A 26,698-nucleotide genomic window follows, 5' to 3' on the forward strand; every position below is an offset into this window, starting at 1 on the left:
CGGCCGCTCGCCGCCCGGTCGGCGAACCGCCCCGCTCGATGCGGAGCGCGTGAGGAAAGCGGGAGTTCGTGCCCCGCGAACTGGCGGCGGAGCGCGAGCAGCTACGCCATCGGGTCCGGGTCCACCCGGGCGAGATGGGCGTCCATCACATCCTGGGGAAATTCCTGAGCACCGGCCGGGTGAACGGCTCCACCGACCGCACCTTCACCTGCATCCCCCGCGACTACCTTCGCGCGCGAGAGCGGCGCCGCTCCGGGCTGAACAGGCGTCCCCCGTCCGGCCGGGCTCCACCTGTCCCGTGGCTCCGCGCAACGCCGGAACGTGCTGCAGGAGGCGAAACCGCGCCTTTCATCTTCCGCCTCGAAACTGAACCGGAGATCGATGCGCTCACATGGGGCCCAACCGTTCGAAACGATTTGGGTTTTTGTAGCCGCGGTGTCCGAAAGGAAGCTACGCTATGATAGCGCTTCGCCTTATGTTTAGTCAACGTCCCACTCCGAAAAAGTGGGAGTAAAAAGTGTTGAATTTGTACCCGGGAAAGGCAGGGAGCCATGGCCGGGCGCGGTCCCGGCAGGCCGTCAGCACGGAGCCGTGCCGAAAAGGAAGGGGCGGCACGCACGGCCGGAGACCCAGCGCGTTACCGTCCGGATAGGATTGTGCCCGCGCGGACAGGCCCTGGTTCGGCGTTTCCCTGGGCGAAGGACCCTACCCCTCCACCTCGCGCCATCACTTCGGAAATCGCCCCCCCATATCCCGCTCCCCCACCCGCCGCTCGTCCTCAGGGGCGCGACGATGATGCATCGCTCCCTTTCGGCCAGGAACGATTAGGGATGCCGCAGCGCCTGGCGCCGCATTCGCCCGCGTGCGGTGTCCCCATCACCCCGCGCATCTCCGGCTCGCTGGACGTGGGGGCGCTGGAGCGCGCGGCGGGCGAGATCGTCAGCCGGCACGAGACCCCGCGCGCCGTCGCCACCGGCGCGGATGGCGTTCCGACGCACCGCATCCTCCCGTACGCCAGCTCCCGTCTCCCCGTGCGCAGCGGACGGGGAGACGGAGAGATCGAGCGAAGGGGAGGCGCCGCGCGGCACTGTGCCCCCCCTGCGGGCGCGGAGCGCGGTCAGGTCATGCGATGGAGGACTCGCGGAGGAGCGCGAGCATCTGCGCCATCTCCTCCGGGTCCACCTGGGCGAGCTCGGCGTCCATCGCTTCCAGCGCAGCGTCCACGTGCCCGGCCAGCTCCGCCACCGTGGGCCGTTCGAAGAGCACCCGCAGCGGCACCTCGACCCCGAACATCTCGCGGACCCGCGACACCACCCGCGTGGCCAGCAGCGAGTGCCCGCCCAGCTCAAAGAAGCTGTCGTGCACGCCCACCCGCTCCAGGCGCAGCATCTCGGCCCAGACCTGCGCCAGCGCCTCCTCGGTGGGCGTGCGCGGCGCGACGTACCGGTCGGCATCGGCCGCGTACTCCGGCGCCGGCAATGCCTTGCGGTCCAGCTTTCCGTTTTGCGTAAGCGGCAGCGCCTCCAGCAGAACGAACGCGGCGGGGAGCATGTGCTCCGGCAGCTGCCCCCGCAGGTGCTCGCGCACCTCGTCCACCGCCACCTCGCCGGCCACGTACGCCACCAGCCGCCGGTCGCCCGGCTGGTCCTCGCGAACCACGACCGCGGCCTCGCGCACGCCCGGCCAGGCCCGCAGCACGGCCTCGATCTCCCCCGGCTCCACGCGAAAGCCGCGGATCTTGACCTGCGTGTCTACACGGCCCAGAAACTCCACCGTGCCGTCCGCCCGCCAGCGAACCCGGTCGCCGGTGCGGTACAGCCGCGCGCCGGGAAGGTACGGGTCGGCCACGAACGTTTCCGCCGTCAGCTCCGGCCGGTTCAGGTAGCCCAGCGCCAGCCCCGCGCCGCCCGCGTACAGCTCGCCGGCCACGCCCACCGGCGCCGGCCGCATCCCCGCGTCCAGCACGCGCACGTACGTGTTCGCGATCGGCCGGCCGATGGGGATGCTGCCCCCCTCCCCCGGCGCCTGGACGACGCGGTGGCAGCAGGTGAAGGTGGTGTTCTCCGTGGGCCCGTAGCCGTTGATGAGCACCGTCTCCGGCAGCTCCGCCAGCACGCGGCGCACGTGGGGGACGGAAAGCACGTCGCCGCCGGCCAGCAGCTGGCGCACGCCGCGCAGGACCTCGATGCGCTCCTCCACCACCAGGTGAAAGAGGCCCGCCGTCAGCCAGAGGATGGTGACACCGTGCTCCGCCAGCGCCCGCCCGATGCTCTCCACGGAGGGCTGTTCGGGGGGATGGATGGCGAGGCGGGCGCCGTTCAGCAGCGGCCCCCACAGCTCCAGCGTGGCCGCGTCGAACGAGGCGGGCGCCAGCTGCAGGAACACGTCGGAGGAGTGGATGGATACGTAGTCCTGCCCGCGCACCAGGCGCACGACGGCCCGGTGCGACACCTCGACGCCCTTGGGCCGCCCCGTGGAGCCGGAGGTGTACATCACGTACGCCGCCGCTTCCGCATCCGTCCCCGCGACCAGCGCGTCCGCCGATTCCGCCGCGATCGCCCCTGCGTCCGCGTCCACCCGCACCACCCGCGCGGCGTGGGGCGGCAGGCGGTCCGCCAGCGACGACTCCGTCACCAGCACGGGGACGGCGGTGTCGGCCAGCATGAAGGCCAGCCGCTCCGCGGGATACGAGGGGTCCAGCGGCACGTACGCGCCGCCCGCCTTGAGCGCGGCCAGGGTCGCCACGACCATCTCCGGCCCGCGCTCCAGGCACACGCCCACCCGCGCTCCCGCGGCCACGCCGGCGCGGCGCAGGTGGTGGGCAAGGCGGTTGGCGCGGGCGTCCAGCTCCCCGTACGTCATCCCCCCGCCGTCCCACACCAGCGCCACGGCCCGCGGCGTACGCTCCGCCTGCACCTGGAACAGCTCGTGGACGCACCGGTCCGCGGGGTACTCGGCCTCCGTGTGGCTCCACGCCTCCACCACCATGCGGCGCTCCGCCTCCGGCAGCACGTCGATGCTGCCGATCGCCCGCCCGGGAGCCACCTCCAGCGCCTCGACCAGCCGCTCCAGCGCCGTGTGCATCATCCCGCACACCCGCTCCGCCTGGCCCGGGGCCGCCACCTGCGCCAGCACCAGGAAATCATCCCCCAGGTCGTTCACGGAGAGCGTCAGGGGGTAGTTGGTCCGCTCCTGTACGCCGATGTCCCGCACGCCCTCGCCCGCCTCCCCCGCCCCCCGCGAACGCCCCCTCCCGCCGCTGTAGCGGTAGTTCAGCAGCGAGGTGAACAGCGGGGCGGGTGCCGCCACGCCGCTGCTGCGCTGCGCCAGCGACAGCGAGGCGTGCTCGTGCCGCAGCAGGTCGGCCAGCAGCGCGTGCGTGCGCCGCACCGCCGTCTCGGCCTCTTCGTCGCCCACCCCGATCCGCACCGGCAGCGTGTTGATGAAGGGGCCCATCACCCGGTCCGACCCCTCCCCGCCCCCCATGCGGCCAAAGAGCACCGTACCGAACACCACGTCATCCCGGCCGCTCAGCCGCGCCAGCACCTGCGCCCAGGCCAGGTGGTACAGGCTGGCCGCGCTCACCCCCAGCGCCCGCGCCCGCCCGCGCAGCCGCGCGGCGACGTCGCCCCCCACCCGCAGCCGCGCCTCCCCGATCCCGTGTCCCTCCCTCCACACGTCCAGCAGCCCGTACGGCGCCGTCGGCTCCTCCACGTCGCCCAGCATGGCGCGGAAGAACCGCTCGTGCTCCTCGCGCTTGACCGCCGAGCGGGCCTGCGCCACGTAGTTGCGGAAGGGGAGCGGCGCCGGCAGCTCCGACTCAAGCCCCAGCAGGTGCGCCGAGATCTCGCCCTGCAACACCTCCAGCGACTCGCGGTCGTCCACCAGGTGGTGCATGAGCATCAGCATCAGCCACCGGCCGCTTGCCGGGACCTGGGCGATGCACGCCCGCAGCAGGGGCGCCCGCCTCAGGTCCATGCGGTAGTGGCGGGGGTCGTAGCGCTCCCACAGCTGCCTGGCCGCATCCGGTGCCTCCGCATCCAGCTGCACCTCGTCCACCGGCAGCGGCGCGTGCCGCCAGACCAGCTGCACCGGCTCGCGCAGCCCTTCCCAGGCCACGGACGTGCGCAGGATGTCGTGCCGGTCGATCACCGCCTGCAGCGCCGCCAGGTACTGGTCCAGGCGCGCGCGGGTGTCGAACTCGGTCACCGTCGACATCAGGTACGGGTCGCCCTCCTCCGACAGCTGATGGTGGAAGAGGAATCCCTCCTGCAGATGGGTGAGCGGGTAGATGTCCTGCACGTTCGCGGCGCCGCCCGGCACCCCCGCCACAATGCGGTCGATCTCCTCCTGGCTCAGCTCCACCAGCGGCAGCATCCGCGGGGTGATGGATTCGGAGCCCTCCGCGATCCCGTTGGCGGGGACTTCCATCTCCAGCGACGCGCCGCCCACGGCCACGGCCAGCTCGGCCAGCACCGGCGTGGTGAACAGGGCCCGCACCTCCATGTACAGCCCCGCCCGCCGCATCCGCCCGATCAGCTTGATCGCCAGGAGCGAGTGCCCGCCCAGCTCGAAGAAGTTGTCGCGGCGCCCCACGCGGTCCAACCCCAGCACCTCTGCCCAGATCTCCGCCAGCGCCGTCTCGATCTCCCCCAGCGGCGCTTCGTAGCTGCGCCGCGCGTACGCATCGCCCTCCGGCGCCGGCAGCGCCTTGCGGTCCAGCTTGCCGTTGGCCGTCAGCGGCAGCGCGTCCAGCGAGACGAACGCCGCCGGCACCATGTACTCCGGCAGGCCCTGCCGCAGGCGGTCGCGCAGCGCCTCGGCCTCCGCTTCGCCCACCACGTACGCCACCAGCCGCCGGTCGCCCGGCGCGTCCTCGCGCACCACCACGGTGCAGTCCGCGACGCCGGGCGCCTGGCGCAGCGCGGCCTCGATCTCGCCCAGCTCGATGCGGAAGCCGCGGATCTTCACCTGCTCGTCAAGGCGGCCCAGGTACTCCAGCGTGCCGTCCGCCAGCCACCGCACCCGGTCGCCGCTCCGGTACAGCCGGCCCTCGCCGAACGGGTTGTCCACGAAGCGCGCCGCGGTCAGCTCCGGGCGGTTCAGGTACCCGCGCGCGACCCCCGCGCCGCCCACGTACAGCTCGCCCGGCACGCCGACCGGCACCGGACCCCGCGCCGGGTCCAGCACGTACAGCCGCAGGTCGGGGATCGCCCGGCCGATCGGGCTCCCCGATCCGCCGAATACGTCCTCGCGGCCCAGCACCCGATAGGTGACGTGTACGGTGGTTTCGGTAATCCCGTACATGTTCACCAGCCGCGGCGTCTCCGTGCCCCGCCGCTCCACCCACTCGCGCAGGGAGGCGGGCTCCAGCGCCTCGCCGCCGAAGATCACGTTGCGCAGCGCCAGGTCGCCGCCCCGCTCGCCATCCACGCGGATGAACTGGCGGAAGGCGGAGGGCGTCTGGTTCAGCACCGTCACGCCCTCATGCTGCACCAGGGCGTGGAACGCCTCGGGATCGCGGCTCACGTCCACCGGCACCACTACCAGGCGGCCGCCATAGAGCAGCGCGCCCCAGATCTCCCAGACGGAGAAGTCAAACGCATAGGAGTGAAAGAGCGTCCACACGTCGTCCGCGCCAAAGCCGAACCAGGCGTCGGTGGCGCTGAACAGGCGCGCGACGTTGCGGTGCTCGATCAGCGCGCCCTTGGGCGTGCCGGTGGAGCCGGAGGTGTAGATGACGTACGCCAGGCTCTCCGGCGTGGCCCCGCTGGCGGGGTTCTCCGCGCTTTCCGCCTCGATCTCCGCCTGCGCGGCCTCGAGGCTGATCAGCTCGACGCCGTCCGGAACGGCCAGCAGCGCACGCACCTTTTCCTGCGCCAGCACCACGGGGACGCCGGCGTCGGAGAGGGTAAAGGCCAGGCGGTCCGCGGGGTACGCGGGATCCAGCGGCACGTACGCGCCGCCCGCCTTGAGCACGGCCAGGATGGAGACGATCATCTCCACCCCGCGCTCCAGGCAGAGTCCCACGCGCACCTCCGGCCCCACACCGCGCCGCCGCAGGTAGTGGGCGAGCTGGTTGGCGCGGGCGTTCAGCTCCCCGTAGCGCACCGCCTCGCCTTCGTAGACCACGGCCACCGCCATCGGCGCGCCCGCCGCCCGGGCCTCGAACAGCTGGTGGATGCACCGGTCCGCCGGAACCCCGGCTTCGGTGCGGGTCCACGCCTCCAGCACCCGCGCGCGCTCCGCCGCGCCGAGCAGCTCCAGCCGCGAGAGGCGCACGTCCGCGTCGGCGGCGACCTGCTCCAGCACCCGCTCCAGGTGCCCCAGCATCCGCTGGACGGTGGAGCGGTCGAACAGGTCGGTGCTGTACTCCATCACGCCGCGCAGCCCCTGCGTGGTCGCCGCCAGCTCCAGGGTGAGGTCGAACCGGGCGCTGGCGAGATCGGCTCCCACTTCGCCCACCTCCAGCGCCGGCAGACCGCCTCCCCCGCCCCCGGTGTTCTGCAGCACGAACGCGACCTGAAAGATGGGCGCGTGGCTCAGCGACCGCTCCGGCTGCAGCTCGGCCACCAGCCGCTCGAACGGCACCTCCTGGTGCTCGTACGCGCCCAGCGTGCCTTCGCGCACCCGGGCCAGCAGCTGGCGGAAGGAGGGGTCGCCCGAAAGGTCGGTGCGCAGGACGAGCGTGTTGGCAAAGAAGCCGATCAGCTCCTCTACCTCCCTGGTCGTCCGCCCCGCGATGGGGCTGCCCACGACGACGTCCTCGCTGCCGCTGTACCTGGACAGCAGCAGCTGAAAGGCCGACAGCAGCACCATGTACAGCGTGGCGCCCTCGCCGCGGCCCAGCGCCTGGAGGCCGTCCAGCAGCGTGCGAGGCAGCTCGAACCGCTCCCGCGCGCCGCGGTGCGACTGCACGGGCGGCCGGGGCCGGTCCGCCGGCAGCTCCAGCAGCGCCGGGGCGCCCGCCAGCCGCTCCTTCCAGTACGCCAGCTGCCGATCCAGGGCCTCGCCCGCCAGCTGCTCGCGCTGCCACACGGCGAAGTCCGCGTACTGCACCGGCAGCTCGGGCAGCGGCGAATCGCCGCCCTCGCGATAGGCCGCGTACAGCGTGGTCAGCTCGCGAAAGAGCACGCCCGACGACCACCCGTCGGTGACGGCGTGGTGGATGCACAGCAGCAGGACGTGCTCTTCCGCCGACAGCCGCAGCAGCGCGGCGCGAAACAGCGGGCCCCGGGCAAGGTCGAACGGACGCGCCGCATCTTCCCGCGCGCGCCGCAGCACCTCTGCCTCGCGATCCGCCTCGTGCAGCCCCGACAGGTCGTCGATGGGGAGCACGAAGCCGGCAAAGGGCGCGATCACCTGCACCGCGGCTTCGTCCACCTCGTGGAACACGGTGCGCAGCGACTCGTGGCGGCGAACGACCTCGCCCAGGCTGCGCTCCAGCGCGCCCACGTTCAGCGCGCCGTTCAGGCGCAGCGCGGTGGGCATGTTGTACTGCGCGCTGCCGCCCTCCAGCCGGTCGATGAACCAGAGCCGTTCCTGCGCGAACGAGAGCGGGAGGGGACGGTCACGATCCACGCGCACGACGGGCGGCAGCGCCGGCAGCCCCGCGCGGCGCACCTCTTCCACGCGCACGGCCAGCTCCGCCACCGTGGGCCCCTCGAACACCGCGCGCAGCGGAAGCACGACGCCCAGCGCGTTCTGCACCCGCGCCAGCAGCCGGGTCGCCAGCAGGGAGTGCCCGCCCAGCGCGAAGAAGTCGTCGTCCACGCCCACGGATTCCCGGCGCAGAACCTCGGCCCAGATCTGCGCCAGGATCTCTTCCGTGGGATTGCGCGGCGCGGCGGGGCGCGCGTCCGCCGCGGCGGATTCGGGCTCCGGCAGCGCGCGGCGGTCCAGCTTGCCGTTCGCCGTAAGCGGCAGCCGGTCCAGCCGCACGTACGCCGACGGCACCATGTACTCCGGCAGCAGCGCCTTCAGGTGCGTCCGCAGCGCGGCGGCATCGGGCTCGGCGGATCCATCAACAGGAACCCAGTAGCCGACCAGACGGCGGTCGCCCGCCTCACCCGTCTCGCGCGCGAGCACGGCGGCCTCGCGGATCGACGGATGCGATGCCAGGGCGCTCTCCACCTCGCCCAGCTCCACACGGAAGCCGCGCACCTTCACCTGCTGGTCGGCGCGGCCCACCGGCTCCACCTGGCCATCGAGGCGGTAGCGGCCCAGGTCGCCGGTGCGGTAGAGACGGTCGGCCGGATCGCCCGTCCACGGGTTGGGGACGAAGCGCGCGGCGGTCAACTCCGCGTCGTTCAGGTAGCCGCGGGAGAGGTACGGGGTGCGGACGGCGATCTCCCCCCGCTCCCCGATGCCCGCCAGCGTTCCCGACGGGGTGACGACCAGCAGGTCCACGCCGTCGATCCCCCGCCCCACGGGGACGGCCGGGCCCACCTTCGCCAGGTCGGCGGGGAGGCGGAACCAGCCCATGGCCTGCGGCGTCTCGGTGGCGCCGTAGAAGTTGACGGCCTGCGCGTTGGGCGCGGCGGCACGCAGCCGCTCCACGTCCGCCGCGCGCAACACGTCGCCGCCAAAGCAGGCCAGCCGCAGCGCGGGAAGCTCCGCAGCCGCGGAGGACGCGACGAGCTGCGCCATCGCGGGGGTAAGGTGGGCGACGGTGATCCCCTTGTCCCGCATCCACCCCGCCAGCCAGCCGGGCGTCCCGATCTCCGCCGGATCGGGGATGATGATGCTGCCGCCCACCGCCAGCGGGGCGAAGACGTCGCGCAGCAGCGGGTCGTGCGCCAGGCCGGAAAGGAGGGAGACGCGGTCCGCCGTGCCGATCCCAAGCTCGCGCGCGTACCAGCCGAAGAAGTGCGCCAGCGGCCGGTCCGTGCCGGCGATCGCCTTGGGCGTGCCCGTCGTGCCTGACGTGAAGGCGACGTACGCCAGGTCGTCGGCTGCGACGGAAACCGCGGGCGCGGACGATGGGAATCCGTGGAGCCCGTCGTCGTTGCCGTCCGCCGCCAGAACGACGGTGAGCCGGGTGCTCTCCGCGAGCGCGGCGGCCACTTCAGCCGGCACTTCGCCCGCGGCGGAGATGCGCAGCAGGGCGGCGGGACGCGCCGCGCCGGCCTGCGCCGCAAGACGAGCGGGCGGATACGCCGGATCCAGGACGGCGAACGCCGCGCCGGCCTTCCACGCGCCCAGTAGCGCCCGCACCAGCGCCGGCGAGCGGTGGGCGTAGACCGCCACCACGTCGCCCGGCCGCACGCCGCCGTCGATCAGCCGGTGCGCGATGCGGTTGGCCGCCGCGTCCAGTTCCGCGTACGTCCACGTCTCGCCCGCGGCGGAGATCGCCAGCGCGTCCGGCGTCGCCGCCGCCCGCGCGGCGAACGTCTCGTGCACGGCGCCCTGCCACGCTTCGGCCTCGATCGGCCGTGCCGGGTCGGGGAGGACGCCGCGCGCCGCGTCTGTCGCCAGCGCCAGCGCGCCGATGCGGGTTTCCGGCGCGGCCACGGCTTGGCGCAGCACCCCTTCCAGTTGCGCCAGCAGCTCGCGCATCCGCACCGCGTCAAAAAGGTCGGCGGCGTAGACCAGGTTGAAGTCGATCTCCCCGTCCCGCTCGCCCACGTACAGCGTAAGGTCGAACTTGCTGGCCACGTCGCCGCCCCCGCCGCCCCCCACCGCCTCCAGGCCGTCGGCGCGAAAGGCCCCGTCCTCGACGTTGTCGAGGTTGAGCATCACCTGGAACACCGGCGCGTGCGCCAGGCTGCGCTCCGGACGCACCTCCTCCAGCACCCGCTCGAAGGGGAGATCCTGATGCGTGTACGCGGACAGCGTGGTCTCGCGCACCCGCCCCAGCAGCTCGCGGAAGCTGGGATCGCCCGACAGATCGGTCCGCAGCGCCAGCGAGTTGAGGAAGAGGCCCACCATTCGGTCGGTCTCCGCCCGCGTCCGCCCCGCGATCGGCGTCCCGATCACCACGTCCTCCTGCCCGGCCAGCCGCCCCAGCACCACGTCCAGCGCGGCGAGAAGGACCATGAACAGCGTCGCCCCCTCGCGGCGGGCCAGCGCATGGATCCCCCCCGCCAGCCCGGCGGAAACGACCAGGTGCTCCAGCGCGCCGCGGTGCGATTCCACCGGCGGGCGGGGACGGTCCGTCGGCAGCTCCAGCAGCGCCGGCGCGCCCTCCAGCTCGCGGCGCCAGAACTCCACCTGCCGCTCCACAGCTTCGCCGGTCAGGCGCTCGCGCTGCCATACCGCGTAGTCCGCGTACTGCAGCGCGGGCTCCGGCGGCGGCGACGCTTCGCCGCGCGAAAAGGCTCGGTACAGCGCCGAAAACTCCTCCAGCAGCACCCCCAGCGACCAGCCGTCGCCGATGGCGTGGTGCAGGTTGAGGAGAAGGCGGTGCTCCTCGTCGGCGACCTGGACCAGCGAGGCGCGGAAGAGGGGTCCGCGCGCCAGGTCGAAGCGGTGCGCCGAGGCTTCGGCCGCCAGGCGGCGGGCCTCGGCGGGGCGCTCGCCCTCCGGCAGGTGCCGCAGGTCGGCCACCGGCAGGTCGAACGTGGCCGGGGGTGGGGCGATCCGCTGCACGGGAACGCCGTCCACGGCGGGCAGCGTGGTGCGCAGCGGCTCGTGGCGGCGCACCAGCTCGGCCAGCGCGCGGCGCAGCGCGTCGGGGTCCAGACGGCCGGTGAGGCGGTACGAGAACGGGATGGAGTAGACGGGGCTTCCCGGATCCAGCGCATCCACGAACCACAGCCGCTCCTGCGCGAACGTCGCCGGCAGGTCGCCCTCGCGCGCGGCGGGGGCGATGACGTCGGCCCCGGCCGCCCCGCCGGTGCCGCGCAAACGCTCGATCTCGGCCGCCAGCTCGGAGAGGACGGCGCGCTCGAAGACGGCGCGCAGCGGGATCTCCACGCCAAAGACCGTGCGGATGCGTGCGGCGACGCGGGTGGCGAGCAGCGAATGCCCGCCCAGCTCAAAGAAGCCTGCCTCCGCGCCCACCCGCTCCACGCCCAGCACCTCTGCCCAGATCCCCGCCAGCACCTCTTCCGCCGGCGTACGCGGCGCTACGTACGCCTCGGACGACGCGTACTCCGGCGCCGGCAGCGCCTTGCGGTCAACCTTGCCGTTGGCGTTCAGCGGCAGCCGGTCCAGGGGGACGATCGCCTGCGGGACCATGTACTCCGGCAGGCTCTGCCGCAGGTGCGCGCGCAGCGCCTCGACTTCGGCATCGCCGACGACGTACGCCACCAGCCGCTTGTCGCCCGGCTGGTCCTCGCGCATCATCACCCGGGCCTGGCGCACGCCAGGGTACGGCGCGATCGCCGCCTCCACCTCGCCCGGCTCGATGCGGAAACCGCGGATCTTCACCTGGTCGTCCAGGCGCCCCATGAACTCCAGCTTCCCCTCCGCCCGCCACCGCGCCCGGTCGCCGGTGCGGTACATCCGCGCACCCGGCTCCGCGGCGAACGGGTCGGGGACGAAGCGCTCGGCCGTCAGCCCCGGCCTGCCCAGGTAGCCGCGCACCACGCCGTCCCCGCCGATGCACAGGTCGCCAGGGACGCCCACCGGGAGCGGTTCGCCCGCCGGGTCCAGCACGTAAGCCCGCGCGTTGGGGATCGGCCCGCCGATCAGCACCGTGGGCGCGTCCTCCGCCACCTCGTCCACTTCCTCCAGCGTGCACCACACGGTGGCCTCCGTGGGCCCGTACTCGTGCAGCACGCGAGCAGGCTTTCCGGAGCGCAGCATCCGGCGCACGCTCTCCGTCCCCACCGCCTCCGCCCCGAACACCAGCTGGCGCAGCGAGGCGTAAACATCCACCTGCTCCCGCACGTGCTGGTTGAACAGCGCGGCTGTCTGGTACAGGTGCGTGATCCCCTGCTCGCGCAGCGCCTGCCCCAGCAGCGGCGCGGAAAGGAGCACGTCGCGGTCGATGCCCACCAGCGTGGCGCCGTGGATGAGCGCGCCCCAGATCTCGAACACCGCCGCGTCAAAGCTGGCGTTGGACGCCTGCGCCACCCGGTCGCCGGGGCCGATCGGCATCGTTCCGGGAAGGCCGTCCGCGAACTGCACCACCTCGCGGTGGGCCATCATCACGCCCTTGGGCCGTCCCGTGCTGCCGCTGGTGTAGAAGACGTACGCCAGGTTCCCCGCCGCCACGCCGGTCGACAGCGGGTGATCCGGGTGGGCGGCGAGCAGCTCCTCGGCCTGGTCCAGACGGATGACGTGGAGGCCCGGGGCGGCGAGCTCGCCGTCGCTCAGCAGGACGCGGACGCCGCTGTCGGCCAGCATCAGCTCCATCCGCTCGGCCGGGTAGCTGGTGTCCACCGGGACGCAGCAGCCGCCGGCCTTGAGGACGCCGAGAGTGGCGACCACGTTGGCCACGCTGCGCTCCACGCGCAGCCCCACGCGGCTCTCCGGCCCCACGCCCAGCCCGGCCAGGTGGTGCGCCAGCCGGTTCGCGCGCGCGTCCAGCTCCCGGTACGTCAGCTCCTCCGCGCCCCACACCAGGGCGGCCGCCTCGGGCGTGCGCCGGACTTGCTCCTGGAACAGCTGGTGGATGGAGGCCTCGCGCGGGAACGGCCGCTCCGTGCGGTTCCACTCCACGACCACCTGCGCACGCTCCCGCGGCCCGGCGAGCGCCACGCGGGAGAGGCGCACGTCGGGGTCGGCGGCGACCTGCTCCAGCACCCGCGCCAGGTGGCCGACCATCCGCTCGGCCGTGCCGCGGTCGAAAAGGTCGGTGCTGTAGATCAGCACGCCGCGCAGGCCCCGGGGGGTCGTCGTGAGCTCCAGGGAGAGATCGAACTGAGCGCTCGCCTGCTCCGCCGAGGCTCCGCGTGCGCTCAGCCCCGGAAGCGCGCCGCCCCCGCCCCCGGCCTTGTCCAGCTGGAACATCACCTGGAACAGGGGCGTGTGGCTAAGCGTCCGCTCCGGCTGCAGCTCGGCCACCAGCTTTTCGAAGGGCACGTCCTGGTGCGCGTACGCGCCCAGCGTGGCCTCGCGCACGCGCCGCAGCGTCTCGCGAAAGCTGGGATCGCCGGAAAGGTCGGTGCGCAGCACCAGCGTGTTGACGAACAGGCCGATCAGCTCTTCGACCTCCTTTCGCGTGCGCCCCGCGATCGGGCTGCCCACGACCACGTCGTCGCTGCCGCTGTACCTGGACAGCAGCACCTGAAAGCCGGCCAGCAGCGTCATGTACAGCGTGGCGCCCTCGCCGCGCCCCAGTGCCTGCAGCCGCTCCAGCAGCTCCGCGGAAAGCTCCACGGGGACCGTCGCGCCCCGGTACGTCTGCACCGCCGGGCGGGGATGGTCCGCCGGCAGCTCCAGCAGCTCCGGCGCGCCCGACAGCCGCTCCCGCCAGTACGCCAGCTGCCGGTCCAGGGCCTCGCCCGCCAGCTGCTCGCGCTGCCAGGCCGCGTAGTCGGCGTACTGCACCGGCAGCGCGGAGAGCGGCGACGCACGCCCTTCGCGGAACGCCTCGTACAGCGCCCACATCTCCCGCAGCAGCACCCCCAGGCTCCACCCGTCGCTGACGATGTGGTGCATGGAGAGCAGCAGCACGTGGTCCGTCTCCCCCAGCCGCAGCAGCGCCGCGCGAAAGAGCGGCCCCGCCGAAAGGTCGAACGGCCGTGCTGCTTCCTCCTGGATGCGCTGCCGGGCCGCCGCCTCGCGATCCGCCTCGCCCAGCCCCGACAGGTCCTCCACCGGCAGCACGAACCCGCCGAAGGACGCGATCACCTGCACCGGCGCGCCATCCGCCTCGGCGAAGACCGTGCGCAGCGCCTCGTGGCGGCGGACGATCTCGCCCAGCGCCCGCTCCAGCGCCGCGTGGTCCAGCGCGCCGCCCATCCGCACGGCGTTGGGCAGGTTGTAAAAGGCGTTCCCCGGCTCCATGCGGTCCAGGAACCACAGCCGCTCCTGCGCAAAGGAGAGCGGCGCCGGCCCCGCTCCGCGCGCGGGAATGGCGGCGGGAGCGGCCCCGGACTGCTGCGCGCGCCGCAGCTCCAGCAGCTTGCGCTGCGCGGGCGTAAGCTTCGCCAGGCGATCGGCCAGCTCAGTCATGGCCGTTCTCCTCCGACCCCGCCGCCAGCAGCGCCTCGATCTCCTCGTCGCTCAGGCCTTCCACCCCCGCCAGCAGCGCGTCCAGCCCGTCGTCCGCGGCCGGGGCGTCCACCACCGCCGCCAGCGCGGCCACCGTGGGTGCCTCGAACACCGCGCGCACGCCGATCTCCGCGCCCAGCTCAGCGCGGATGCGGGCCACCAGCTGCGTCGCCATCAGCGAGTCGCCGCCCTCTCCAAAGAAGTCGTCATGCAGCCCCGGCGCCGCGCCCAGCAGCGTCTCCCAGATGCGCCCCACCGCCCGCTGCGTGGCCGACCATCCTTCCCGCGGATCGCCGGCCGCCCCGTCCGCCCCCGCCTCGTCCGCGATCGTCGCCGGCGCCACGAAGCCGGACCGCGGCGCCCGGTCGACCCAGAAGCGCTTGCGCTCGAACGGGTAGGTGGGGAGCGGAACGCGGCGGCGCGCCTCGCCGCCGTGCACGGCGCGCCAGTCGACCTCCGCCCCCGACGCCCAAGCGCGGCCCAGCGCGCCCAGCAGCACCTCCACGTCGTCCGCCGGGTCGTCCGCGTGGCGGATGGAGTGGATGGACACGGAGCCGGGCACCTGCCGCCGGACCAGCGACGACAGCGTGCGCCCGGGCCCGCACTCGATGAACACCCGCTCGCGCCCCTCCGCGGCCAGCGTGGCCACGCCGTCGGCAAAGCGGACGGCCCCGCGCAGGTGGCGCGACCAGTAGGCGGGATCCGTCGCCTCGTCCGGCGTGATCCACGTCCCGGTGAGGTTCGACACCCAGCGCAGCGCCGGCGCGTTGCGCACGGTGCCGGCGACGCGGGCGGAAAAGGCGTCCAGGATCGGGTCCATCATCGGCGAGTGAAACGCGTGCGACGTTTCCACCCGCTTCGCCTGGATCCCCCGCCCCAGCAGCTCCGCCTCCAGCCGCGCGATCTCGCCGCCGGGCCCGGAGACCACGCAGCGGTCCGGCGCGTTGATGGTGGCGATGGAAACGGCGGGGACCAGCATCGGCTGCACCTGGGCGGCCGGGAGCGGGACGGCGAGCATGGAGCCGGCGGGAAGCGACTGCATCAGCCGCCCGCGCTCGGCGACCAGGGCCAGCGCGTCTTCCAGCGAAAAGACGCCGGCCAGGCAGGCGGCCACGTACTCGCCCACGCTGTGGCCGATCATCGACTCCGGCACGACCCCCCACGCCATCCACTGCCTGGCGATCGCGTATTCCACGGCGAACAGCGCCGGCTGCGTGAGCGCCGTCTGCTTGAGCCGGTCCGCGTCATCCGAAAAGATCACCTCGCGCAGGTCCAGCCCCAGGTGCGGGCGCAGCAGCTCCGCGCAGCGGTCCAGCTCGGCGCGAAAGACAGGCTCGCGCGCGTAGAGGCCGTGCGCCATCCCCGCGTACTGCGCGCCCTGGCCGGGAAAGAGAAAGACGACGGCGGGCGCCTCGCTCCCGGCCTGGCCGGTGGCGCCCTTTGACGCGTCCGCCAGCGCCTGCGCGGCCTGGGCATGCGTTCGCGCCACGATGGCGCGGCGGTGGGCGAACGCGCGCCGCCCCTGCTGAAGCGTCCACGCCACGTCCGCCAGCGCCTGATCGGGATTCTGCTCCAGGTGCGCCGCCAGCCGCCGCGCCGCCGCGTCCAGCGCCGTCTCGGTGCGGGCGGAAAGGACCAGCAGCTGCTCCGTGCGCGACGGCGCGGGCGAGGGCGCCACGGCGGGCGCCTGCTCCATCACCACGTGCGCGTTGGTGCCGCCCATGCCGAACGACGAAACCCCGGCCCGCCGCGGCACCCCGGCGGGCGGCGTCCACCGGGCCAGCGTGGCGTTGACGAAAAAGGGGCTGGACGCGAAGTCGATCTGCGGGTTGGGCTGCGTATAGTGCAGCGAGGGCGGGATTTCGCCCGTGCGCAGCGCAAGCGTGGTCTTGATGAGGCCCGCGATCCCCGCCGCCGTGTCCAGGTGGCCGATGTTGGTCTTGATGGAGCCCAGGGCGCAGAAGCCCGTGCGGTCCGTCCCCGCGCGAAAGGCCCGGGTAAGCGCCTCGACCTCGATGGGGTCGCCCAGTTCCGTCCCCGTGCCGTGCGCTTCCACGTAGGTAATGGTGGCGGGGTCCACGTCGGCGGCGGCGTGCGCGGCGCGGATGGCGGCGGCCTGCCCTTCGACCCGCGGCGCGGTAAAGCCGATCTTGGCCGAGCCGTCGTTGTTGATGGCCGACGCCAGGATCACCGCGTGCACGGTGTCGCCGTCCGCCAGCGCGTCTTCGAGCCGCTTGAGCGCGGCGATGGCCACCCCGCTCCCGCGCACCGCCCCCCGCGCCCGGGCGTCGAAGGCGCGGCAGTGGCCGTCCGGCGAATGGATGTTCCCTTCCTGGTAGAGATAGCCGGTATTCTGGTTGGCCTCGACGGCCGAGCCGCCCACCAGCGCCATGTCGCAGTCGCCGCCCAGCAGCCCCTGGCAGGCCAGGTGCACCGCCACCAGCGAGGTGCTGCACGCCGTCTGCACCACCACGGCCGGGCCTTCCAGCCCCATCTTGAACGCCGCGCGGGGGGCCAGAAAGTCCTTGTCGTTGCCCATGTACACGGCCATGTCGCCGGCCGCGGCGGTCACATCGGGGCGGGTGAGCAGGTTCAGGTAGTAGCTGCTCATGCTGGTGCCCGCGTACACGCCCACGCGGCCGGGGACGCGCGCGGCGTCGTAGCCGGCGTGCTCCAGCGCCTCCCACGCCACCTCCAGGAACAGGCGCTGCTGGGGATCGGTGACCTGCGCCTCGCGCGGGGTAAAGCCGAAAAACGCGGCGTCGAAAAGATCCACCTCCGCCAGCGCGCCCCCCGCGGGGACGTACGCGGGGTCGGTGCGCAGCGACTCCGGCACCCCCGCGGCGGCCAGCTCCTCGTCGCTGAAGCGGCGGATGGACTCCACTCCGGCGCGCAGGTTGGCCCACAGGGCGTCCACGCCGGGCGCGCCGGGAAAGCGCCCCGCCATTCCCACGACGGCGATCTCCAGCCCCGTGGGCTCGTTGGTGTGGCTCATCGATCGCTCGAAAGCTTGTTTATCGTTCATCGTGGATAGGGTTGCACGCCGCGCATCGCCGGAAACCGCGGCGAGTTCACCACGCGCACCACGGTGTCCCCGCACATCCGTCGCGGCGGGGCGCACCGGGCTTCCCTGGAGACGCAGGAAACGGCAGCCGGATGGAATCGCGGCAGGGGGCCATGAGAATTTTTTTCACGAACCCCAGGGTGTTCCGGACCGCTCCACAACCCATCATTCCGGCTTTACCTGATGCGCGATCCCGTGAACCGTCCCGTGCCACGAGCGCAGCGTGAACGCGCTGGCCTTCTCGCGCTCCGAGACTCTGCAAGATCGCGCATCAGGTGTGCGTGGAGGCTGGGTTCGGGCCGCTTGCGGCACGCATCGCCGACGGCTGATGAGGGATCGGCATGGGGGGACCCTGAAAAAATTCACATGGCCCCCTGCCGCACGTCCTCTTTTGCACCCACCCTCAGCTTCGCCTGCAGTCGGCATCCCGTCGAACGCCGGCTGAACAGCGTCCGAGCACCATCACTCGGCTCGCCTGCAACCAGAGCGACGAAGATCCTTGTTTATTCGTCGTCAAAAAACGGAGAACAGAGCAACAGCCCGCTCACCCCGCGACCCCTGGAGGCGCCAGCGTACGTATCTCGTCCGAAAATCCCCTGTGTTTTGTCCGGCCGGCGGCGCCAACCGCGCGAGACCCCAAGCCGCGGCCAACGCCGAACCTTCGGAGTCGGCGTTTACCCCTACACCCTTACACCCCTACACCCTTACACCCCGTTCCCCCGTGCCCCCGCCGCGCCAGCCCGCCCCCTCGCCCGCAGCCTCTGCCGCCCGTCCCGCACCCGCGCGTCGTCCGCCGGGGCGGCGGCCGGCTCCGGCGCGGGGGCGTCCAGCGCCGCGGCCAGGGCACTCACCGTAAGGTAACGGAAAAGGTGGGTGATGGGCACCGGCTGGCCGAACGCATCCCGCAAGCGCGCCTGCACCCGCACCAGCAGCAGCGAGTGGCCGCCCAGGTCAAAGAACCGGTCGTGCGCGCCCACGCGCTCCACCCCCAGCACCTCACCCCACACCGCGGCCACCGTGCGCTCCGCCTCGGTGCGCGGCGCCACGTACCGGTCCGCGCCGGCCGCGTACTCCGGCGCCGGCAGCGCCTTGCGGTCCAGCTTGCCGTTGGGCGTCAGCGGCAGCGCCTCCAGCCCCACGAACGCGGACGGGACCATGTACTCCGGCAGGCTGCGCCGCAGGTGCTCGCGCAGCGCGTCCGCCTCCACACCGCCCACGACGTACGCCACCAGCCGCTGCTGGCCCGCTTCCGCGCGCACCACCGCCACGCAGTCGGTGACGCCCGGGTGCCGGCGCAGCACCGTCTCGATCTCACCCAGCTCGATGCGAAAGCCGCGGACCTTTACCTGGTGGTCCAGCCGCCCCAGGTACTCCAGCGTCCCGTCCGCCTTCCACCGCACGCGGTCGCCGGTGCGGTACATCCGCGCGCCGGGCCGGGCGCTGAACGGATCGGGGACGAATCGCTCCGCCGTAAGCGCGGGGCGGCCCAGGTAGCCGCGCGCCAGCCCGCGGCCGCCCAGGCACAGCTCGCCCGGCACCACCGCCGGCACCGGCTGCATCCGCGCATCCAGCACGTACGCCCGCGTGTTCGCGATCGGCCGGCCGATGGTGGCGCGGGCGCCCGCCTCGCGCGGCGTAAAGGTGCTGTAGGTCGTGTCTTCGGAGGGGCCGTACAGGTCGATGACCCGCTGCACGCCGTGGGCGTACAGCGCGTCCACCAGCTCGGTGCGCAGCGGCTCGCCGGCCAGGTTCACCGTCCGCACCCCGGACGGGATCCCGCCGCCCTTGAGCAGCGCGGCCGCGGCGGAGGGAACGGTGTTCAGCAGCCGCACCTGGTCCGCCGCCGGGGCGGAGGGCAGGGCCAGCGCGTTCTCGACGATGATCACCCGCCCGCCCAGGCTGAGCGGAAGGAACAGCTCGTAGACGGACAGGTCGAAGGAGATGGAGGTGCAGGCCAGCATCCCGCCCAGCTCCTCGGCCGTGTGCAGCGCCTTTGCCCAGGTAAGGAGGATGACGGCGCTCTCGTGCTCGATGGCCACGCCCTTGGGGACGCCCGTGCTCCCCGACGTGTAGATCAGGTAGCCCAGCCCGCGCGGCGACACGGGCAGGTCCAGGTTTTCCGCGCTCTCCCGCGCGATCTCGCCCGCGGCGTCCGCCGCGTCGACGCTGACGACGCGGACGCCGTCGGGCACGGGGAGCACGCCGCGCAGCGACTCCTGCGTCAGCAGCACGCCCACGCGCGCGTCGCGCAGGGTGAACTCCAGCCGCTCGGCGGGATAGGCGGCGTCCAGCGGCACGTACGCGCCGCCGGCTTTGAGCACGGCCAGCATGGCAATCAGCATCTCGATGCCGCGCGCCAGCCCGATCCCCACCCGCGCCTCGGGCTGCACGCCCAGGCGCACCAGGTACCGGGCCAGGCGGTTGGCCCGCGCGTTCAGCTCCGCGTAGGTAACGGACTGGGTGTCGTGCGTGGCCGCGAGCGCCGTGGGCGTCTGCGCCGCCTGCGCCTGGAACAGCGTGTGGAGGGTGGCGTCCGCGGGATACGCGGCCTCCGTCCGGTTCCACTCGTCCAGCACCAGCGCGCGCTCCGTCTCGCCCAGCAGCTCCAGCTCCGAAAGCCGCACGTCCGGGTCGGCGCCGACCTGCTCCAGCACCCGCTCCAGGTGGCCGAGCATCCGTTCGGCCGTTCCGCGCTCGAAGAGGTCGGTGCTGTAGTTCAGCTCGCCGCGCAGGCCCTGCGGGGTCGCCGCGAGCGTCAGGGACAGGTCGAACTTGGCGACCTCCATGGCCGCGCCGGCGCCGCCGGCCTTGAGCCCCGGAAGCGCGCCCGCTCCGCCCCCGGCGTCCTGCAGGGCGAACATCACCTGAAAGAGCGGCGAGTGGCTGAGGCTGCGCTCCGGGCTCAGCTCCGCCACCAGCTTTTCGAACGGCACCTCCTGGTGCTCGTACGCGCCCAGCGTGGCCTGGCGCACCCGGCCCAGCAGGGCGCGGAAGCTGGGGTCGCCGCCAAGGTCGGTGCGCAGCACCAGCGTGTTGACGAAAAAGCCGATCAGCTCCTCCACCTCGCGGCGCGTCCGCCCCGCGATCGGGCTTCCCACGACGATGTCGTCGCTGCCGCTGTACTTGCCCAGCAGCACCTGAAAGGCGGCCAGCAGCGTCATGTACAGCGTGGTCCCCTCGCCGCGCCCCAGCCGCTGGATACGCTCCAGCAGCTCCAGGGAAAGCTGCACCGGGACGGTCGCGCCGCGGTACGTCTGCACGGCCGGGCGCGGATGGTCCGTCGACAGCTCCAGCAGCTCCGGCGCGCCGGCCAGCCGCTCCCGCCAGTACGCCAGCTGCCGATCCAGCGCCTCCCCCGCCAGCTGCTCGCGCTGCCACACCGTGTAGTCGGCGTACTGCACCGCCAGCTCCGGCAGCGGCGACTCACCGCCCTCGCGGTACGCCGCGTACAGCGCCGCCAGCTCGCGGTACAGCACCCCCATGCTCCACCCGTCGCTGACGATGTGGTGCATGGTCAGCAGCAGCACGTGCTCCTCCGCATCCAGCCGCAGCAGCGCCGCGCGGAAGAGCGGGCCCGCCGCGAGGTCGAACAGCCGCCGCGCCTCCTCGCCGGTCCGTTGCCTGACCGCCGCTTCGCGGTCCGCCTCGCTCAACCCCGACAGGTCCTCCACGGGCAGGGCAAACCCGTCGAAGGGTACGATGACCTGCACCGGCGATTCGTCCACCTCGGCGAACACCGTACGCAGCGCCTCGTGGCGCCGGACGATCTCGCCCAGCGCGCGCTGCAGCGCCGCCTGGTCCAGCGCACCCGCCAGCCGCAGCGCGGTGGGACTGTTGTAGGTGGCGCTCTCCGGCTCCAGCCGGTCGATGAACCACAGCCGCTCCTGCGCAAAGGAGAGCGGCAGCGCCCCCGTGCGCCCCGCCGGCACCACCGGCGGCAGCACCGGCAGCTCCCTCCCCCGCTCGTCCTCCACGGCCCTGGCCAGCTGCGCCACCGTGGGTCCCTCGAACAGCGCGCGCAGCGGCAGTTCCACGCCGAACACCGCGCTCACCCGCGACACCACCCGGGTGGCGAGCAGCGAGTGCCCGCCCAGGTCGAAGAAGCTCTCCTCCACCCCCACCCGCTCCAGCCCCAGCACCTCTGCCCAGATCCCCGCCAGCACCTCTTCCGCCGGCGTGCGCGGCTCCACGTACCGGTCCGCATCGGCAGCGTACTCCGGCGCGGGGAGCGCCTTGCGGTCCAGCTTGCCGTTGGGCGTCAGCGGCAGCGCCTCCAGCGGCACGAACGCGGACGGCACCATGTACTCCGGCACGCTCTTGCGCAGGTGCTCCCGCAGCTCCTCCACTTCCGCATCGCCGACCACGTAGGCCACCAGCCGCGTATCTCCCGGCTGATCCTCGCGCACGATCACCTGTGCCTCGCGCACCCCGGCGTGCGCCGACAGCACGGCCTCGATCTCTCCCGGCTCGATGCGGAAGCCCCGGATCTTTACCTGAAAGTCGGTGCGCCCCAGGTACTCCAGCGTGCCGTCCGCCCGCCAGCGCGCCCGATCCCCCGTCCGGTACAGCCTTGCGCCGCCTTCCGCGGAGAACGGATCGGGGACGAAGCGCTCCGCGGTCATCCCGGCGCGGCCCAGGTAGCCGCGCGCCACCCCCGCCCCGCCGATCAGCAGCTCGCCCGGCACGCCCGCCGGCTGCGCGTTCCCCAGCGCGTCGCAAACGTACAGGCGCACGTTGCCCAGCGGACGGCCGATCGGGTGCCCCTCCACGCCTCCGTCTCGCGGGACGGGATGCACGGAGGCCAGGATCGTCCCCTCGGTGGGGCCGTAGAGGACGTGCGTCTCCGCGCCGGGAAGCGCCTGCCGCATCTCCGCCAGCAGGTCCGCCGGCACCCGGTCGCCACCGACGAAGGCGCGCCGCAGCCGGGCGAGCCGGGGCGTCTCGCTCTCCACCAGGACCAGCTGCCGCATCAGCGCGGGGACGGCGTGGACGAGCGTGGCGTCCGCGATCTCCTCCGCCAGCGCGTGCGCGTTCATCACCCGCTCGCGCTCTACCAGGCGCACCGCGGCGCCGGAGGTCAGCGGCAGCAGCGCCTCGAAAAGCCAGATGTCGAATGCGTACGACGCCAGCGCCGGCATCACGTCGCCCGCGACGACACCGAACACCTCGCGCGTGGCGGCCAGCAGGTTCGACAGGGAGCCGTGCTGCACCTGCACACCCTTGGGACGGCCGGTGGAGCCTGAGGTGTAGATGACGTACGCCAGGCTCGCGTCGGACGCGGGCACCTCCGGCGCCGCGTCCGTCGTATCCGACGCGATCTCCGGAAGCTGGTCCACGCGGACGACCGTGGCGCCGTGCTCCGGCAGCACCTCCACCGTGCTCCCCGTGGCAACCACCACCGGGACGGCTGCGTCGGTGATGATCCACCCCAGCCGATCCGCCGGGTAGCCAGGATCCAGCGGGACGTAGGCGCCGCCCGCCTTCCAGATCCCCAGCACCCCCACCAGCAGCTCGGGGGTGCGCTCCATGCACAGCCCCACCGGCGTCTCGGGCCCGACGCCCAGCGCGCGCAGCCGCCGGGCGAGGACCGCCGCGCGCCGGTCCAGCTCGCCGTAGGTCACGGCTTCGGGGCCGTCCAGGAGGGCGACGGCCTGCGGAGCGCGGCGCGCCCACTCGGCGAAAAGCAGGTGGGCCGGCGGATCGGCGTATCCGCGCGCCGTCTGGTTCCACGTCCCCAGCACCTGCTCGCGCTCCACCCCGCCGAGCAGGTCCAGCTCCGATAGCCGCACGTCCGCGTCGGCGGCGACCTGCTCCAGCACCCGCTCCAGGTGGCCGAGCATCCGCTCGATCGTGCCGCGCTCGAACAGGTCGGTGCTGTAGTTCAGTCCGCCACGCAGGCCCTGCGCGGTCGCCGAAAGCTCCAGGGAAAGATCGAAGTTGGCGGCCTCCATGGCCGCACCGGCTCCGGTCATCTTCAGCCCCGCGAACGCGCCTGCGCCCTGCCCGGCGTTCTGCAGCGTGAACATCACCTGGAACAGGGGGGAGTGGCTTAACGACCGCTCCGGCTGCAGCTCGACCACCAGCTTTTCGAAGGGCACGTCCTGGTGCGCGTACGCGCCCAGCGTCACCTCGCGCACGCGGCGCAGGGTTTCGCGGAAGGACGGATCGCCTGACAGGTCGGTGCGCAGCACCAGGGTGTTGACGAAGAAGCCGATCAGCCCCTCCACCTCCCCGCGCGTGCGCCCGGCGATCGGGCTTCCCACCACCACGTCCTCACCCGCACCGTACCTGGAAAGCAGCACCTGGAACGCGGCCAGCAGCGTCATGTACAGCGTCGCGCTTTCGCCGCGCCCCAGCGCCTGCAGCCGCTCCAGCAGCTCGGCGGAGATCTTTACCGGGACCGTCGCGCCCCGGTATGTCTGCACCGGCGGGCGAGGGTGGTCGGTGGGCAGCTCCAGCAGCTCCGGCGCACCCGCCAGCCGCTCCCGCCAGTACGCCAGCTGCCGGTCCAGCACCTCACCCGCCAGCTGCCCCCGCTGCCACACCGCGTAGTCGGCGTACTGCACCGGCAGCTCGGAAAGCGGCGAATCACGCCCGTCGCGGTACGCCTCGTACAGCGCCGACACCTCGCGCGTGAGCACCCCCAGGCTCCACCCGTCGCTGACGATGTGGTGCATGGACACCAGCAGCACGTGATCGTCCGCATCCAGCCGCAGCAGCGCCGCGCGGAAGAGCGGCCCGGCGGACAGGTCGAACGGCCGCCGCGCCTCCTCGCCGGCGCGCCGCCGGATCGCCGCCTCGCGATCGGCCCCGCCCAGCCCCGACAGCTCCTCCACCGGCAGGGTGAACCCGCCAAAGGGCGCAATCACCTGCACCAGCGAACCGTCCGCCTGGGCGAACGTGGGCCGCAGCGCCTCGTGCCTGCGGACCACCTCGCCCAGTGCGCGCTCCAGCGCCGCCTGGTCCAGCGCGCCTTCCAGGCGCCATGCCACGGGCCGGTTGTAGTGCGTGCCTCCCGGCTCCAGCCGGTCGATGAACCACAGCCGCTCCTGCGCAAAGGAGGTGGGCGCGGTCCGCGTCCGGCCGATCTTCTCCAGGAGCATCTTCCGCAGCAGCTCCTGCTTCTCGCTGAGCGAGAGCGTGCCGGCAGGCTTGGGGGGGACGGTCATTCCAATCTCTGGTTCTTCAGAATTGCGCGCTGAGGAGGCGATCCAGCTCTTCCTCCGACAGCTCGTCGAGCTGGGCGAGCAGGTGGTGCGCGCTGGCCTCGGGGCCGGGCGCCGGTTGGGCCACCGGTCCCGCCATGGCCACCTCCCCCCGTTCCGCCACGACGCGGGCCAGCTCCGCCACCGTGGGCCCCTCGAACAGGGCCCGCAGCGGCAGCTCGACGTCGAACACCGCGCGCACCTGCGAAACCACCCGGCTGGCCAGCAGCGAGTGCCCGCCCAGCTCAAAGAAGCTGTCCGTCACCCCCACCCGCTCCAGGTGCAGCACCTCGGCCCAGATCCCCGCCAGCACCTCCTCGGTGGGCGTCCGCGGCGCTACGTACGCGTCCGTGCCGGCGGCGTGCTCCGGGGCCGGCAGCGCCGCGCGGTCCAGCTTGCCGCTGGGCGTAAGCGGCAGCGCCTGCAGCACGACGAACGCGGACGGGACCATGTAGTCCGGAAGCTCCCGGCGCAGGTGCTCGCGCAGGATCGCCGCGTCCACGTCACCCACCACGTACGCCACCAGACGGCCGTTCCCCGCGCCGTCCTGGTGCGCGACCACCACCGCCTCGCTGACCCCCGCGCACCCCAGCAGCCGGGCCTCGATCTCTCCCGGCTCGATGCGGTACCCCCGCACCTTCACCTGCGTATCCACACGGCCCAGGAACTCGACCGTCCCATCCGCCAGCCACCGCCCCAGGTCCCCCGTGCGGTACAGCCGCGCGCCGGGCTCGCCGCCGAACGAGTCGGGAACGAAGCGCTCCGCCGTCAGCGCCGGCCGGCCCAGGTAGCCGCGGGCCACCCCCGCGCCGCCCACGTACAGCTCGCCGGGGACGCCGACCGGCACCGGCTCGCCGCGCGCGTCCAGCAGGTAGACCCGCGTGTTGCAGATCGGCCCGCCGATGGACGCGCCCGGCGCCTCGCCCTCCGCGCCGATCGTCCGCGCCGTGGAGGTCACCGTCGCCTCCGTGGGGCCGTACTCGTGGTACAGCCGCGCCCCCGGAAGCCGGGCCCGGAGCTCCGCCACCATCCCCGCGGGAAGGGACTCGCCCCCCAGGACGATCCGCCGCAGGCTGGAGCAGCCCTCCAGCCCCGGGTGCTCCAGGAACGCCTGCAGGTGCGAGGGGGTGAGGACCATGGTGGTGACTTCCTGGCGGCGGATGACCTCCACCAGGTAGTCCACCTCCCGCTGTCCGCCCGGCCGCACGATGACCAGGCGGGCGCCCGCCAGCAGCGGCTGAAACAGCTCGCGTACCGAGACGTCGAAGCTGAGCGACGTCCTTTGCAGCAGCGCGTCGCCGGCCGCGAGCTCCCAGTGCCGTTCTCCCCAGGCCAGCAGGTTGATGACGGCGCGGTGCCGGTTCATCACCCCCTTGGGCTGCCCCGTGGAGCCGGAGGTGTAGATGACGTACGCCAGGTTGTCCGGGGTCGGCGCCCCGCGCACGGGATCGGAGTCCGGCTGGCCGGCCCAGGCGGATGCATCGCCATCGAGCACCTCCATGGGAACGCCCGATCCGTCGAAGCGTCCCGCCAGCGAGCGCTGCGTCAGCAGCACCACGGGCGCGCTGTCCTGCAGCATGTAGCCAAGCCGATCCTCGGGATACTCCGGATCCAGCGGCACGTACGCCCCGCCGGCCTTGAGCACCGCCAGCACGGCGACGACCATCTCCGTGCCGCGCTCCACGCACAGCGCCACCCGCGCCTCGGGACCGACACCCCGGTCGCGGAGGTGGTGCGCCAGCCGGTTGGCCCGCGCGTTCAGCTGGGCGTACGTCACCTCCTCGCCTTCGTAGACCAGCGCGGTCGCGCCAGGCGTGCGCGCCACCTGCGCTTCGAAGAGCTGGTGGACGCAGACGTCCCGCGGCACCTCCGCGTCCGTGCGGTTCCACGCCTGCACCACCACGCGGCGCTCCGCCTCCGGCAGCACGTCGATGCCGCGGATCGCCCGGCCGGGAGCGACCTCCAGCGCCTCGACCAGCCCCTCCAGCGCGGCGTGCATCATCCCCAGCACCCGCCCGGCATCCGCCGGCGCCGCGACCTGCGCCGCCAGCGAGAACGCATCTCCCATGTCGTCCACGGCGAGCGCGACCGGATAGTTGGTGCGCTCCTGAACGCGGACGCTCTTCCCTTCCCCGCCGGGGTGCGCGCCCTGCCGGGCCGCGCCGTAGCGGTAGTTCAGCAGCGAGGTGAACAGGGGTGCGGGCGCCGCCACGCCGCTGCTGCGCTGCGCCAGCGCCAGCGAGGCGTGCTCGTGCCGCAGCAGGTCCGCCAGCAGCGCGTGCGTGCGCCGCACCGCCGCCTCGGCCGCCTCCTCGCCCACCCC

General features: G+C 73.1%; 4 protein-coding genes. All 4 read right to left on the reverse strand.

Annotation, left to right across the window (positions count from 1 at the left end; all coding sequences use genetic code 11):
- Positions 1–1,122: 1,122 nt before the first annotated feature.
- Entirely contained in the window at positions 1,123–14,067 is a 12,945-nt protein-coding gene (locus ACOJUJ_RS08445; protein ID WP_420126423.1) for an amino acid adenylation domain-containing protein, read from the reverse strand.
- Positions 14,060–17,101 (reverse strand): type I polyketide synthase, encoded by a 3,042-nt coding sequence (locus tag ACOJUJ_RS08450; RefSeq protein WP_420126424.1) that lies wholly within the window; start codon positions 17,099–17,101, stop codon positions 14,060–14,062. Before ACOJUJ_RS08450 ends, ACOJUJ_RS08445 begins: the two co-directional genes overlap by 8 nt.
- Before the next feature lie 773 nt (positions 17,102–17,874).
- Positions 17,875–24,339, reverse strand: a complete 6,465-nt coding sequence (locus ACOJUJ_RS08455; protein WP_420126425.1) for an amino acid adenylation domain-containing protein — start codon at positions 24,337–24,339, stop codon at positions 17,875–17,877.
- Positions 24,340–24,355: 16 nt separating this feature from the next.
- Positions 24,356–26,698, reverse strand: a 2,343-nt coding sequence (locus ACOJUJ_RS08460; RefSeq protein ID WP_420126426.1) for a non-ribosomal peptide synthetase, incomplete at its 5' end; no start/stop codon positions are given.

Source organism: Longimicrobium sp., from assembly GCF_048594345.1.
In the GTDB taxonomy this organism is placed as follows: domain Bacteria; phylum Gemmatimonadota; class Gemmatimonadetes; order Longimicrobiales; family Longimicrobiaceae; genus Longimicrobium.